Below are 14,318 nucleotides of genomic sequence, written 5' to 3'. Positions count from 1 at the left end.
TTTCGTCTAATAAAAAAGCCACTCATCAGTGGCTTTTTTATTTTCAATCGTGGGTAAATCAAGAGGTCGCTTTTAAAAAGTGAATAAAAGTAGGGAGCCAAACGGCTGTAAACGTTGCATTTACCGCCATACCAAATGCAGCATAACGACCAGCTACACTGCCTCGTTGCCAAGCTTGAGCTGTCCCAATCGCATGAGCTGCTAAGCCGAGTGCTAAGCCTGAGGCACGCTCATCATTAATATGACGTAGTATGAGTGGTGAAAAAGCTGCGCCAATCACACCAGATAAAATGACGATTAAAATGGCTAAGCTAATTGGTGCATGGAGTAAGGTCGCAATATTAATTGCGATTGGTGTCGTCACTGCACGTGTAGCGAAAGCCATAATGGTCGAATCCGCCATATGCAGTAAATAGGCTAAGCCCATAGGCAATGCGACTGCACTGACACTAGCAAACACTAATATTCCTAAAATGCCTTTTAGTGGTAAATCGTCATAACGCATCGCTGCAAGAGGGATCGCGAGAGCCACTGTGACGTATCCTAATAAATGATCAAAAATCGGATTGACATCTTTCATGTAGTGATCATAAGGAATACCAATAATCAGTAAGATGACGATCACAAAGAACATCCCGAATACAATGACAGGAATCTGTGGTACGACACGGTTACAGGGTTTTGAAATTAGATAGGCGAATAACGTAATAGCAAAGCCGATTAAAATTGCGAGCATATTTCTCTCCTATAACCAGCGTTTTGCCATTTTGGCGTAAACCCAAAGTGGAATAAGTGTACTTAACGTGAGTACGAGTAAAAAAAGAGGAATTTCTTTACCCATATGAACCAACATAACCAATGCCCCAGCACTAATCGGTAAAAATGCAAAAGCACTTTCTTTCATGATTTTATTATTTACATCGACAACTCTGGTTGGAAGAGTGCCAAATCTACGCCAAGCAAACAGTACAAGTAGTAAGGAAAGCAACCCGACAAGATTGCCCAGTTCGGGATGATTCAATTGAGTCATAAGCCAAACTGAACCTTCTCGGAAGCCAATAATAAGCACTATAGTGCCAATCCATGCTGGCCAATCTATCTTTTTCATCCACTGCATCATGATTATACTTTTAACATTATTTATCACGTTTTAACTGATTTATGATTTGATTTCAAACTCTTCTAAAGGTCTTTTAAATTGTTGCGCCTTATCACCAAGAATTTGATCAATTGGTAAATGTGCTTGTTTTATAAGTTGCTCTAATTTATGTGGCGCAATTTGAATATTTAAAATCAAATGACCTAGATCATCATAATGTTCAGACTGAATCACATTTAATTCATACAGTTGATTGCGTAATTTGCCATATTCAGGTCTGAGTGTGAGTTCAAATTGTTGTATTTGCCCCATTAAACACTCTTGAACGGCTTGTCGCAGTAAATCTAAACCTTGACTTGAGTGTGCTGAAACATAGACTCGATCAGGCAAATTGGGAGAAGCATAAATGATTTTAGGTTCTTCACCCGTTTGATCAATTTTGTTGTATACGCGTAGTATTGGCACTTGAGCCCCAATTTCTTTTAGGACTTTTTCAACAGCATCAATTTGCTCAAGCTTTTCTGGACTATTTGAATCGATAACATGTAAAAGCAAAGTCGCCTCAAGTGTTTCTTCAAGGGTTGCTTTGAATGACTCTACTAAGGAGTGTGCAAGATTGCGAACGAATCCCACTGTGTCAGCCAAGACCAATGTTCCAATGCCATCCCAATTTAATCTTCTTAAAGTTGGGTCAAGAGTTGCGAACAATTGATCTGCTGCATACACATCACTTTCAGCAAGAATATTAAATAGGGTGGATTTTCCTGCGTTGGTATAACCGACTAGAGACACTGTTGGAATAGACGCTTTTTGACGCGCTGCACGACCTTGGATTCGTGTCTGGCGGACTTTTTCAAGTTTGTCTTTAAGCTGGTTTATGCGGAGGCGGAGTAAACGACGGTCTGTTTCTAATTGTGTTTCACCTGGACCACGTAAACCAATACCCCCTTTTTGGCCATCTAAGCCCATGCGACCACCCACTAAACGTGAAGCGAGATGGTCTAACTGAGCCAATTCAACTTGTAGTTTACCTTCATGTGTTCGTGCGCGTTGTGCAAAAATATCTAAGATAAGGCGAGTACGATCGATGACACGACATTGAATAACACGCTCGAGATTACGTTCTTGAGATGGTGTGAGGGAATGATCGAAAATGACAATATCAGCTTCTACCGCTGCAACAAATTCGGCGATTTCTTCAGCTTTACCCGAACCAATAAAAAATTTAGGGTCAGGTTTAATACGTTGAGCTTGTATATGTTCAAGAATCTCTGCACCAGCAGATTTGGCCAATAAACGAAATTCTTCTTGATCAAGATCTTCTAATATTTGGACATTAACACTCACCAAGACCGCACGTTCATTTGCTTGATTTTGTCCAGTAACTTCCACTCAGCTAATACTCCACATCAAAACTCTAGTGTAGAGGAAATTGAACAATTGAGGGAAATAGATTTAAATTAACCTAAAGCAGTTTTGAACATAAGTATAAACGCCAGCATAAATAAAAAGACGCCACCGACAATTGATGCCAATGAGAAGAGTGCCGACCAGATGGGAATGACTTGATTTGATGGTGATTGAGTTGTAGTTTGCATAATTTTTAAATCTATAAATTCGATTTAAAAATTATATTTTATTGGGTATTTGAATTGAAATTGAATTTTCAAATATGTGTATACGGTTTTTATAATCAATGCATCTCTGGTGAGCTCAGTATAGAATGGAGCTATAGTGGATAACGCCTGTTATTATTTAGTGAAATAATTTATGACAAAATTAACGCCTAAAAAACTCAATTTATTTTCAAAAACAGCGCTATATAGCCAAAAAATCATCTCAGGTACTGCTGCTGTCACTGAAGGGTTTTATTTAATTTTTAGGCATCAAATGTATAAAAATCCGAATAATCCAAACAATACTCGCTATGTACAACATTTTTGCCGTCGCTTATGCAAAGTTTTTAATATCGATTTACAAGTACATGGCAACATTCCTCGTGAACCCGCATTATGGGTGAGCAATCATATCTCTTGGTTAGATATTCCTGTATTAGGTTCGAGTGCGCGTGTATTTTTCTTAGCAAAAGCAGAAATTGAAAATTGGCCGATTTTTGGGAAGCTTGCCAAGGGTGGTGGAACACTGTTCATTAAACGAGGTTCAGGAGATTCGGTCCGTATTAAAGAGCAAATCACAGAATTTTTGAAGCAAAATATTCCTGTCTTATTTTTTCCAGAAGCAACCACGACTGATGGAACTAAAGTCAAAAAAGTGCATGGAAGACTTTTAGCTGCAGCTATCGAGGCTCAAAAACCAGTGCAAGTTTGTTTAATCTGTTATGTCAATCAAGAGGGGGAGTTAGATCAGGTTGCTCCCTTTATTGGAAATATTGGATTTACAGCGCATCTCAAAGCAGTATTGGAAATGCCTCAAGTCGTTGCACATTTAACAGCTTTGCCCACGATTGATGTTACTGGACATACAGTTGAAAGCTTAACGAGAGAAGTGCAACTCAGAATGCAGGAAGGATTGGAAGTATTACATCAAAAAGTGCTCAAAGCTTAATCAGTAGAAGCAAAGCAGGGATCATGATGATCCCTGCTTTTTACATGAATCCTTCTATTGGCAACCACGAGATAACTTTCAAGCTTGCTTTTTGCCACCATTTCATTTTTGGTTCTTTGGTATAGATTTTAATACCTTCAGGTGTCGCTTGTTTCCAATTAATATTATTTTGTGAATCTAGAACTAATTTATAGGCATATTTTTTTAGGTTCTGATCCATGGTTTTATGCACAGCTTGCGCTAGGGGCTGGCTGTTTAAAATGACGCCAATTTCAGTATTTAAATTGGCTGAACGTGGATCAAAATTAAATGATCCGATAAATACTTGCTTATCATCCAAAGCCATCATTTTTGCATGCAGGCTTGAGCGACTCAGCCCTTTAAGGCTCACTTTGGACTGCTTAGAAATTTCAATATTATTTTTATTTTGGAATTCTTCTGGCAAAGCAGGGAGGAACTCATATAACTCTACGCCGTTTTGCAGTAAATCCTGACGATATTTCGCATAAAATGCATGTACAAGCGCAACATCATTGGCTTTAAAAGAGTTGGTCAGTACGCGAACTTTAACGCCATCTTGTGCGATCGCACTTAAGCGTTGCTCACCCTTGCGTTCAGGAACGAAGTAAGCGGAAATGATATCGACACTTTTTTCTGGTTTCTCTAAGCGTTCAACCAGTTGAAAGTTGAGATGTTCTTCTTTCTTAGCTTTCGCTTTGATTTTTTCAGGAGAATCTTTGATGACTTCTGCTTTCACCCAATCCAGCTTAATTTCTTGATTGAGCCAACGATCAAAATCATGAGATTCACGAGTAATTTCAACATAACTACGTACAGCACCATCATCAAAGTGCTCTTGCAGTTGCTGTTTTAAACCTTCATAGCGCAATGTATATTGTTGATGATTGACAATATTTTTAACTGGATAGGCATATTCATGATTCCAGTACTCATCAAACGAGTGTGTAATATCACTTACTGCATGACCGACAAGCATGACATCAACATCTGAAAATTGATATCGGTCACTGACATTGTAGTATTGATTACTCATATTTCGGCCGCCAATCAGGGTAATTTGATTGTCAGCTGTAAACGTTTTGTTGTGCATCCGTCGATTGATACGTTTCAGATCCAAAATCATATCAACGGGTCTAAGGCGTCGGAATTTATAAGGATTGAATAACTTTACGTCAATGTTTTGATGTTGATCCAGCGCGAGATAAATACTTTCCATCGTCTTAGCGTTGTTGTCATCCATTAACAATCTGACTTTTACACCACGATCAGCAGCTTGAATGATTTTATAAAGAGCCAATGCACCTACACGGTCGTTATCCCAAATGTAATATTGAAGGTCGAGTGTTTTCTCAGCTTTCTCAATTAATTGAAAACGTGCAGCTATCGCTTCGATTGGATCATATAAAACATGAAAACCTGTTAATTCAGGATTCTTAATTTTCAAAGGTTCGACAATTTGCGCCAATGAAGTGCCATGAGTGTCGATGTCGTACGCATATTGAGGTGCAATAGCTTGTTGAGTGGGTAAAGTTGAGCATGCGGGTAAAGCAAGAATCAAACATGAACTCATGATGAAGCGCATTTTAAAAGATGTTTTCTTTTGGCGATTCAATTGTTGAGATTGATTCTTTTCCATGTGATTTGCTTGCATAATCTATTCTTTGAACTCAATGTGCTAAAGTATAAAGAGCACCATTTAAAAGATAAATGAACCACTCAGATTATTCGTCTGATTTAATGAAAGAGATTGAATATGTGGACAACAAATAACATCCTTGCTGCGTTCTATATTATTTTCTCGCTCTTCGCTATTTGGGGAGTCACGCAAGCATGGATGAGCCAATCTCGAACTGAAACCATACATCCATTTAAAGCCTTTGTTCATCTCTTGGCATTTTATCTTTCTTATTTACTTGTTCCGTTGTGGTTTTTTAGTATTTTTGCTACTTGGCAAGGTATATTTTCATTGCATGAAGGTGTGTTTATTTTCTTGTTGAGCAGTGTATTGATTTATGCACGTTTCATTGAGCCACATCGTGTAGTAGTGAATAACCTGAGTTACAAGTTAAGTTCGGCGCAACCCTTTAAACATCCGATTAAAGTGGCATTAATTGCAGACTTACATATTGGATTGTTTTCTGGGCATGAAAGACAACTGAAAATTATCGTGAATAAGATTAATCAAGCTCAACCAGATTTAGTGGTTGTGGCAGGTGATTGGACCTATGAACCAGAAAATAAGCTGGCAGAAGAGCTCCGAGTATTAAGAGAAATTCAAGCGCCTGTCTATTCTGTGAATGGTAATCATGATGAGCAATATCCAGGTCCACCGATTCAGGCATTATTAAAAGATGCGCTAGCTTCAAATCAGGTGATGGATATTGAAGGTAAGATTGTTGAGTTTGATGAGTTTAGATTGATTGGTGTGGGGGATTTGTGGGCAGGTAAGGCTGACATGCGGGATATGCCTGATTTACCACAAGATAAGCCGTGGTTAATTCTGTCACATAATCCGGATACGGTGGATATGGTGCCAAAATTGCCAACTCATCCGTTGATGTTGTCAGGGCATACTCATGGGGGACAAGTGGAGCTTCCGTGGTTGACAGATTACATCATGAAAAAAGTGTCTATCTTGGGTCATAAACGTGGTTTATATAAGCATGAACATGCCAATGTTTATGTGTCCGTAGGTACTGGCATGGTAGGTGTCCCATTCAGATTCAGAGTACCACCGATGATTGATATCATTGAGCTCAGCTAATAAAAAAACCGGCTTAAGCCGGTTTTTTTATTAGCTGAAAGCATCAAATTTGATTATTCACATCATCATGTTTCGTTTCGCGAATCATGAGGAAAGCAATCAGCGAAAGGATTGATGCAGCCGTCAAATAATAGCCTACTGCAGACAAACCATATTCAGTTGCCAATTTCGTTGCAATCAAAGGTGCGAAAGATGCACCAAAAATACCAGCAAGGTTAAATGTTAACGCCGAACCAGTATAACGCACCGATGTCGGGAAGATTTCTGAAAGTACCGTACCGATTGGACCATAGGTTAAGCCCATAATCGCAAGACCAATACATAAGAATAAGAACACAATCAGTGTACTTCCTGACTCCAACATGTCCGCAAAGAAAATACCAAAAATAGCAGAAATTACACATACCGCGATCGAAGTGGTTTTACGACCGAACTTTTCCGCAAAAATTGCAGAAAGGGGAATAAATGCTGCAAAACAAAGCGTTGCAACCAACTGAAGTTGTAGGAACTCTTCACGAGAGTAACCTAATTGTTTTGTACCCCATTGCAAAGCAAATACAGTGGTTAAGTAAAAAACTACGAAAGTACAAATGGCTGCAATCGTTCCGAGTACAAGCATTTTTGAATGCTTTTTAAAAACTTGTACAAAAGGAACATTCACTTCTTTTTGTTTATCAAGCACGTTTTGGAATGCTGGCGTTTCATGCAACTTTAAGCGAATCCACAAGCCTACAATCACCAATAAGGCACTTGAAATAAATGGAATACGCCATCCCCATGACATGAATGCTTCTTCACTCATGAATGCCCCAAGCGTAAGGAAAGAGCCTGTGGCAAGGATGAAGCCGATTGGTGCACCAAGTTGAGGGAACATACCGTACCAAGCACGTTTGCCTTCTGGCGCATTTTCAGTTGCGAGTAGAACTGCACCTGACCATTCGCCACCTAAACCTAAGCCCTGACCTAATCGGCACAAAGCTAAAAGTAAGGGTGCCACAATGCCAATTTGCGCATAGGTTGGAAGTAAACCAATCGCAACGGTAGAAAGTCCCATGGTTAGCAAGGCTGCCACTAAGGTTGCTTTACGACCGATTCGATCTCCCAAATGACCGAATAGTGCGGCGCCGATAGGACGTGCGATGAATGCGATTGCAAAAGTTGCTAATGATTGAATCGTTGCTGTCATAGGATCTGTGCTTGTTGGAAAGAACAAGTAGGGGAAAATAATGACTGCAGCTGTTGCGTAAATATAAAAATCGAAGAACTCGATGGTTGTACCAACGAGACTTGCAGTTAATACCCGAGTTTTAGAGTTTGCGGGTTGAGCTTGTTGTGATGCTGTATTAGACGCCATGAGAGACCTTACACTTACTAAAAATAAAAAACTTAGATTTAATAGCGTAATCTTTTTAAAAAAGGCGTAATTTCTTAAAAAAATACGAAATACCAGCTTGCTCTACGGTGTTAGGGTTGCTAGACGATGTAGTTAAAGTGGTTATAGCACGTAAAGATAAATAGACAGGAAATGTGATCCTGCACCTATCAATACAAAAATATGCCAGATAGCGTGAGTGTATCTTACCTTTTTTAAAGCATAAAACAATGCGCCTATGGTGTACGCAAGGCCACCAACAATAAGGAAGGTTAAACTTTGATCAGATAAATATGTGCGCATATCATCAATCACAAGTAATGCTAACCATCCCATTGCGAGATAGGCAAAAAGCGATATTTTTTGAAAATGGTGAATAAACACCAATTTGAATAAAGTGCCAATCGCCGCAATTACCCAAAGCGCAATTAATAAATAGTGAGCTTTTTGCGTTGGTAAAGCTATAGATAGAAAAGGCGTGTATGTTCCTGCGATGAGATAATAAATAGCCGTGTGGTCCAATTTTTTAAACCAACCCCGACGCTCAGGTGTTTCCGCAAAATGATAAAGACTAGACGCCGTAAAGAGTAGAACTAAACTAAGTCCATAGACCCATAGCCCGATACATTGTGCCAAAGGATAAGCAGCACCTTTTATAATCAATAAAATGGCACCGATGACGGCCAAGACAGCACCAATGGCATGACTGATGAAATTAATTTTTTCTTCTAATGGATCATACGAAGCAGGAGATGCTTTCATTGTTCACTTACACATTTAATTATACATCTGTATCGTAATTGAATTTTGCTTTTCGCGTAAGACGCATTAAAATTTAATAGCATTTCTTTTTTTGGCACTGTTTATGACCGTTTCGGCATCTTCCACCCCGCAAGAGCAACAATTTCTTGAAGCATTTCATCAAGCATTAGCTTCTCAGCGTTTTGATCGTATGATTCTGAGTCAATATCAGGGCGAGATAGAAGCTTTAGAGAAGATGACTTTACGCATGATTCGATTACAAGATGAATGGATGCTGAATGTTCTGTATCGCTTTAAAACTCAAGATGTGACCAAAAATTTTCCAATTGATGAAGCTGATCCGTTGGTGAGTAAATTGGTCAGTGAATGCAAACAAGCCAATCTTTTTACATTGGACAGCGAGTTACAGCTCAAGAAAAATAAGAAAAAAGCGATCTTAACTCAAAGTAAAAAGGCTTCAGTCTCCAAGATCATTGAAAAATCACACGACCGTCAAAAACACCGTTTTGTTGAGCAAGAAAGTTATTTTCTTCAACCGTTGGGTATTACGGATCAAAAAGAACAAATTATTCCAAGCATGGCGCGTAAGTGGAAACAGATTAATAAATTTGTTGAGATTTGCTCAGGCGCATTAAACCAAATTCAAGTTGATCAGCAGCTCAACGTTGTCGATTTTGGCTCAGGTAAAGGTTATCTCACCTTTGCACTGTATGACTACTTACAAAAAAATGATTATAATCCTTATGTTACAGGTGTGGAACTGAACGAGAAAATGGTTCAATTCTGTCAAGATGTTGCCCGTAAATCAGATTTTAAGCATTTAGATTTTTTCCAAGGAGATGTACGAACTTACTCGCCTGAAAAACTCGATGTCATGATTGCGTTGCATGCCTGTGATGTAGCAACTGATTTTGCGATTCATACCGGTATTCGATTGAATGCGCAAATGATTATGTGCGCGCCGTGCTGCCACAAAGAGTTGAGACCTCAAATGCAAAGTCCCTCTGTATTAAAACCAATGTTGCAGTTTGGTATTCATGAGGGGCAACAAGCTGAAATGCTGACAGATACAATTCGAGCGCTATTGTTAAAAGCCTATGGTTACGAGACTAAAGTTTTTGAATTTGTGGCTTTGGAACATACCAGCAAAAATAAAATGATTTTAGCCACCAAGCGCAAAGATTTGAACGCACCAGATCAGCAAGTGTTAGATCAAATAATTGCATTAAAAAATATGTATGGTATTCAAAAGCACTCATTAGAGTTGCTTCTAAAAGGAGAGTGGGAGCAACAAAATATTGGTGAAAAGTGCTAACACCCCTTTGGGAATTAACACATGAGTAATGTCTTCGATGTTCAAGTAGGTTCATGGTCGCAATTAAAGTGCTACGCGATGCAGATACGAGAGCAAGTATTTATTCTGGAACAACAAATTTCACCTGAAGACGAATGGGATATGGAAGATGAGACATCGATTCATTTCGTTGTTTTCCATGAAGGTGAGGCAATCGCCACGGCTCGACTACTTCAAAACCATAGTATTGGAAGGGTAGCAGTCATAAAGGCTTATCGAGGAAAAGGTGTTGGGTTTGAGCTCATGAAATTTATAATTGAGTTTGCTCAAAGGGAAAAGCGACCAACCTTGAATCTTTCTGCTCAAGTTCATGCATTACCATTTTATCAACGTTTAGGGTTTGAGCCCCAAGGTAAGGAATACTTAGATTGTGGTATTCCTCATGTTTATATGACGATGCAGCTTGAATAAAAAAACGGAGCCAATGCTCCGTTTTTTCATCACAAATATCAATGACTATGTGAACCTGATTCACCATCATGTGTATGACTGTGTTCGCCCATTGCTGCGTGTTCATCTTCAGTCATATTGTGTTCAGTTGCACTAGCTTGAGCAGCTTTGTTGGCTTCTATTTTTGCTGCTGCTTCTTCAGACATCACAGGTGATGCTTTGAATGCATGATGTTCACTGGTTTCTGTTCGTTGTTTACTTGGCATATAGTCAGGTTCATTTTCAATGGCTACATAGAAAATCACCATAAATATAATACTTAAAATGATCGCGATAATTAGCGCTTTCCAACCCCAAGGAGATTTTTCTGGTGAAGAGTGATCAGTCATAATGCTATACCAAGTTGGGTAAAATGAATCTGAGAATATGTTACTTTATAACACATATTTATCGACAAGACCGAAAAAAACCTCTTCGAAGAGAGGTTTTTAATTTATATCAATCAGATTGATTGACCAGACTGAACTTTGTCCTTGAGGAGTTGAGGTGCTTTAAAACGCTCACCATACTTCGCTTCAAGCTGATTCGCGCGCTCAAGCGCTTGTGCGAGTCCATATTGATTGAGGAACTGTAAAGCGCCGCCAGTCCAAGGGGCGAATCCTATGCCAAAAATAGAACCGATATTTCCATCAATGACAGACTCTAAAACGCCTTCTTCCAAACAGCGCAGCGTATCCAAGGATTGAACAAATAGGAAGCGATCAATCATTTCTTGTTCAGAAATATCTGTTTCTTTCGTCCAATGGTTTAAACCATCCCAAAGGTATTTTTTACCACTTTCAGGATATTCATAAAAACCAGCACCAGCAGCTTTCCCTTTACGCCCAAACTCATGGATCATTTGCTTTAAAACATCTTCAGCAGGGGAGTGTGGTAAATCTTTGCCTTCAGCCTGAAGCGCTTTACGCGTTTCGTTGGTCACATGCTCAGACAAGGTTAATGCGACTTCATCTTGGATTGCTAATGGACCGACTGGCATACCTGCTTTTAAAGCAGCCATTTCAATTTTGGCTGGATGTACTCCCTCAGCCAGTAAACGCAAACCTTCGTTGACAAAAGTACCAAATACGCGGCTGGTGAAGAAACCACGACTATCATTCACAACGATAGGTGTTTTTCCAATTTGTTGAACATAATCATAGGCTTTAGCTAGTGTCTCAGCTGAAGTCTCTTTACCTTTAATAATTTCAACCAACTGCATTTTATCAACAGGGCTAAAGAAATGCAGTCCAATAAAGTTTTTCGCATCTTTGCTTGCTGTTGCAAGACCTGTGATCGGTAAGGTGGATGTATTAGAAGCCATCACACCGCCGTCAACCAAATATTGCTCAGCTTCTTGAGTTACTTTGGCTTTGAGTTCTTGATTTTCGAATACAGCTTCAATGATTAAATCACAGCCTTGTAGATCGGATGCATTTGCTGTAGGGGTAATGAGAGATAAAATTTGTTCGCGCTTTTCAGCAGTCATTCGACCTTGTGAAACACGTTTATCTAACAGTTTTTGACTATATGCCTTACCTTTTTCTGCATTTTCAATCGATACATCTTTAAGGACGACTTGAATCCCCTTAATCGCTGTCGAGTAGGCAATGCCAGCGCCCATCATTCCAGCGCCTAAAACACCTACTTTCGTCGCTTGCCATTTTGCAGGCTCTTTAGGGCGGCTTTCACCTGATTTGATTGCATTCAGTCCATGCCAGAAAGTACCAATCATGTTTTTCGCAACTTGACCAGTTGCCAAATACGTAAAATAGCGAGATTCAATGGTTAATGCAGTATCAACATCTACCTGAGCACCTTCAACGGCAGCAGCCATAATGGCTTCAGGGGCTGGATAGCAACCTTTTGTTTTATCACGCAGCATCGCTGGTGCAATCGCAAGGACTTGAGCCACTTGAGGTGATGATGGCGTACCACCTGGAATTTTGTATCCTTTAACATCGAATGGTTGTTGAGATTTTGGATTTGCTTTAACCCAAGCAATCGCTTTATCCATGAGCTCTTGTTCAGAATCAGCCGTATCTTGAATTAAGCCTAGAGATTTTGCTTTTTCTACACCAAATTGTTTACCTTCCATCAAGAAAGGAAAAGCATTCTGCAAGCCGAGCAGTCGTACCATACGCACGATACCACCGCCACCTGGTAACAATCCTAAGGTAACTTCAGGTAGACCAAATTTCGCTTTAGGATCATTTAATGCAATACGAGCATGACAGCCTAATGCGATTTCCCAACCGCCACCGAGAGCTGTTCCATTTAATGCAGCGACAACAGGTACACCCAAGGTTTCAATATAGCGGAATTCCGCTTTCATTTTTTGGATCATGCCAAAGAATTCAGTGGCGTGTTCTGGTTGAGCTTGAATCAACTCATCCAAATCACCGCCTGCAAAAAAGGTTTTCTTTGCAGATTTAAAAATGATACCTGTAATGCCAGATTCGGCTTTCAGTTTTGTTACCGTCTCTTCCAAAGCAACTCGGAAATCTGCATTCATGGTATTGGCAGACTGATTAGGTGAGTCTAAGGTGAGAATAACAATGCCATCAGCATTTTTTTCAAATTGAATTGCACTCATTATTCTTCTCCTTATACCAATTCAATGATCGTTGCGATACCCATACCACCACCTACACACAGTGTAGCCAAGCCACGTTTTTTACCTTGACGCTCAAGTTCATCGAGCAACGTACCTAAAATCATGGCACCTGTCGCACCGAGTGGATGACCCATTGCAATTGCACCACCATTTACATTGACTTTTGCAGGATCGACATTGAGTTCATTAATAAAGCGCATTACTACAGCCGCAAACGCCTCGTTCACTTCAAATAAATCGATATCATCAATGGTTAAGCCAGCTTTTTCCAAAGCTTTGCGTGCCGCAGGTGCTGGACCAGTTAACATGATTGTTGGATCAGTTCCGACAAGCGCAGTTGCTAATACTTTGGCACGTGGTTTTAAGCCTTGTTCTTGAACCGCTTTTTCAGATGCAAGTAGAACAACAGCAGCGCCGTCTACAATGCCTGAAGAGTTTCCTGCATGGTGAACGTGATTAATCTTCTGAGCTTCTGGATATTTTTGTAATGCGAGTGCATCAAATCCCATACCACCCATCATTTCAAAGCTTGGATTTAATTTGGCTAAGCCTTCAACGGTAGTCGTTGGTTTGATGAACTCGTCTTTATCTAAAACGACAACGCCAGCTTTATCTTTTACTGGTACAATTGATTTATTGAAGTAACCATTCGCTTGAGCCGCTGCTGCTTTCTTTTGTGAATCTGCAGCAAAAGCATCTACATCAGCACGAGAGTAGCCATCTAAAGTTGCGATTAAATCAGCACCAATTCCTTGTGGAACAAAGGTAGATTTCAGGTTTGTTTCTGGATCGAGTGCCCATGGTCCACCATCGGAGCCCATTGGAATACGCGACATTGACTCTACACCACCTGCAACGACAACATCTTCCCAGCCTGAACGAACTTTCTGTGCAGCAAGATTGACAGCTTCTAGTCCTGAAGCACAAAAACGGTTGATTTGAACGCCTGCTACATCATCATTCCAGCCTGCTGCAATTGCAGCAGTTTTAGCGATATCACCGCCTTGATCACCAATTGGAGTTACACAACCCAGTACGATGTCATCGACTTTAGAAGTATCGAGTTGATGGCGAGTTTGAAGTTCATTTAACAGCGTTGTGAGTAATGTGATTGGTTTTACTTCATGTAAAGAACCATCTTTTTTTCCTTTTCCGCGTGGTGTGCGAATGGCATCAATGATGTAAGCCTCGCTCATAATAGTTCCTTTTTTATAGGTTGAAATTGTTATGGTGTTTTGAGTGTAGATGATCTATGTGATTGTGCAATGACGAGAACGGATGAGTCGTTTGATATTTTTGGTCACTGAAAAATTAAATGTTTTAGATTGTGAAATG

General features: G+C 39.8%; 13 protein-coding genes. 4 read left to right on the top strand and 9 right to left on the bottom strand.

What is annotated here, in order from left to right; all coding sequences use genetic code 11:
• Window positions 1-58: 58 nt before the first annotated feature.
• From AC1M86_RS14180 to hflX, 3 genes are read right to left on the bottom strand one after another with little or no spacing between them, the layout of a single operon-like run.
• Window positions 59-736 carry an LrgB family protein gene (locus tag AC1M86_RS14180; protein WP_035270007.1) on the bottom strand — a complete coding sequence of 226 codons (678 nt, stop codon included), beginning with the start codon at window positions 734-736 and terminating at the stop codon, window positions 59-61.
• A gap of 9 nt (window positions 737-745) precedes the next feature.
• Entirely contained in the window at window positions 746-1,117 is a 372-nt protein-coding gene (locus tag AC1M86_RS14175; RefSeq protein WP_481608227.1) for a hypothetical protein, read from the bottom strand.
• A gap of 42 nt (window positions 1,118-1,159) precedes the next feature.
• Window positions 1,160-2,491: a ribosome rescue GTPase HflX gene (gene hflX, locus AC1M86_RS14170; protein WP_481608219.1), complete on the bottom strand. Its 1,332-nt coding sequence runs from the start codon at window positions 2,489-2,491 to the stop codon at window positions 1,160-1,162.
• A 378-nt stretch (window positions 2,492-2,869) separates the two neighbouring features.
• Here hflX and AC1M86_RS14165 point away from each other — a divergent pair, with 378 nt between their 5' ends.
• Entirely contained in the window at window positions 2,870-3,664 is a 795-nt protein-coding gene (locus tag AC1M86_RS14165) for a lysophospholipid acyltransferase family protein (RefSeq protein ID WP_481587999.1), read from the top strand.
• A 40-nt stretch (window positions 3,665-3,704) separates the two neighbouring features.
• On the opposite strand, the gene AC1M86_RS14160 is transcribed toward AC1M86_RS14165, so the two are convergent.
• A complete protein-coding gene (locus tag AC1M86_RS14160) occupies window positions 3,705-5,267 on the bottom strand; it encodes a phospholipase D family protein (protein ID WP_481588015.1) in 1,563 nt (520 codons plus the stop codon).
• Between the two features lie 171 nt (window positions 5,268-5,438).
• Here AC1M86_RS14160 and AC1M86_RS14155 point away from each other — a divergent pair, with 171 nt between their 5' ends.
• A complete protein-coding gene (locus tag AC1M86_RS14155) occupies window positions 5,439-6,449 on the top strand; it encodes a metallophosphoesterase (protein WP_035270000.1) in 1,011 nt (336 codons plus the stop codon).
• Window positions 6,450-6,492: 43 nt separating this feature from the next.
• On the opposite strand, the gene AC1M86_RS14150 is transcribed toward AC1M86_RS14155, so the two are convergent.
• Together AC1M86_RS14150 and trhA are read right to left on the bottom strand one after the other, a co-directional pair.
• Window positions 6,493-7,803 (bottom strand): MFS transporter, encoded by a 1,311-nt coding sequence (locus tag AC1M86_RS14150; protein WP_035267948.1) that lies wholly within the window; start codon window positions 7,801-7,803, stop codon window positions 6,493-6,495.
• A 141-nt stretch (window positions 7,804-7,944) separates the two neighbouring features.
• The gene (trhA, locus tag AC1M86_RS14145; protein ID WP_481608218.1) at window positions 7,945-8,583 is read right to left on the bottom strand and encodes a PAQR family membrane homeostasis protein TrhA; all 639 of its coding nucleotides are present in this window, start codon (window positions 8,581-8,583) and stop codon (window positions 7,945-7,947) included.
• Between the two features lie 103 nt (window positions 8,584-8,686).
• On the opposite strand from trhA, the gene AC1M86_RS14140 reads away from it, so the two are divergent.
• Window positions 8,687-9,898: a class I SAM-dependent methyltransferase gene (locus tag AC1M86_RS14140; RefSeq protein WP_481589547.1), complete on the top strand. Its 1,212-nt coding sequence runs from the start codon at window positions 8,687-8,689 to the stop codon at window positions 9,896-9,898.
• 21 nt (window positions 9,899-9,919) lie between these two features.
• Window positions 9,920-10,348, top strand: coding sequence for a GNAT family N-acetyltransferase (locus tag AC1M86_RS14135; RefSeq protein ID WP_092768513.1), 429 nt, complete (start codon window positions 9,920-9,922; stop codon window positions 10,346-10,348).
• Window positions 10,349-10,386: 38 nt separating this feature from the next.
• On the opposite strand, the gene AC1M86_RS14130 is transcribed toward AC1M86_RS14135, so the two are convergent.
• From AC1M86_RS14130 to AC1M86_RS14120, 3 genes are all read right to left on the bottom strand, one after another.
• Window positions 10,387-10,716: a hypothetical protein gene (locus AC1M86_RS14130; RefSeq protein WP_481608217.1), complete on the bottom strand. Its 330-nt coding sequence runs from the start codon at window positions 10,714-10,716 to the stop codon at window positions 10,387-10,389.
• A 113-nt stretch (window positions 10,717-10,829) separates the two neighbouring features.
• A complete protein-coding gene (locus tag AC1M86_RS14125) occupies window positions 10,830-12,962 on the bottom strand; it encodes a 3-hydroxyacyl-CoA dehydrogenase NAD-binding domain-containing protein (protein ID WP_481608216.1) in 2,133 nt (710 codons plus the stop codon).
• A gap of 11 nt (window positions 12,963-12,973) precedes the next feature.
• Complete coding sequence (locus tag AC1M86_RS14120; protein WP_481608215.1) at window positions 12,974-14,179, bottom strand: acetyl-CoA C-acetyltransferase; 1,206 nt, start codon at window positions 14,177-14,179, stop codon at window positions 12,974-12,976.
• Window positions 14,180-14,318: the final 139 nt, after the last annotated feature.

Source organism: Acinetobacter sp. ANC_7654 (assembly GCF_056779855.1).
Note: the sequence above shows the minus strand (reverse complement) of the source record. Positions and strands in the feature narration are given on the sequence as shown.

Excerpts from the sequence above, each read along its gene's own strand:
- AC1M86_RS14140 (WP_481589547.1), top strand. The coding sequence starts at position 8,687 with ATGACCGTTTCGGCATCTTCCACCCCGCAAGAGCAACAATTTCTTGAA.
- AC1M86_RS14155 (WP_035270000.1), top strand. The coding sequence starts at position 5,439 with ATGTGGACAACAAATAACATCCTTGCTGCGTTCTATATTATTTTCTCG.
- AC1M86_RS14125 (WP_481608216.1), bottom strand. The coding sequence starts at position 12,962 with ATGAGTGCAATTCAATTTGAAAAAAATGCTGATGGCATTGTTATTCTC.
- AC1M86_RS14160 (WP_481588015.1), bottom strand. The coding sequence starts at position 5,267 with ATGCGCTTCATCATGAGTTCATGTTTGATTCTTGCTTTACCCGCATGC.
- AC1M86_RS14180 (WP_035270007.1), bottom strand. The coding sequence starts at position 736 with ATGCTCGCAATTTTAATCGGCTTTGCTATTACGTTATTCGCCTATCTA.
- trhA (WP_481608218.1), bottom strand. The coding sequence starts at position 8,583 with ATGAAAGCATCTCCTGCTTCGTATGATCCATTAGAAGAAAAAATTAAT.
- AC1M86_RS14150 (WP_035267948.1), bottom strand. The coding sequence starts at position 7,803 with ATGGCGTCTAATACAGCATCACAACAAGCTCAACCCGCAAACTCTAAA.
- AC1M86_RS14120 (WP_481608215.1), bottom strand. The coding sequence starts at position 14,179 with ATGAGCGAGGCTTACATCATTGATGCCATTCGCACACCACGCGGAAAA.
- AC1M86_RS14130 (WP_481608217.1), bottom strand. The coding sequence starts at position 10,716 with ATGACTGATCACTCTTCACCAGAAAAATCTCCTTGGGGTTGGAAAGCG.
- AC1M86_RS14165 (WP_481587999.1), top strand. The coding sequence starts at position 2,870 with ATGACAAAATTAACGCCTAAAAAACTCAATTTATTTTCAAAAACAGCG.
- AC1M86_RS14175 (WP_481608227.1), bottom strand. The coding sequence starts at position 1,117 with ATGCAGTGGATGAAAAAGATAGATTGGCCAGCATGGATTGGCACTATA.
- AC1M86_RS14135 (WP_092768513.1), top strand. The coding sequence starts at position 9,920 with ATGAGTAATGTCTTCGATGTTCAAGTAGGTTCATGGTCGCAATTAAAG.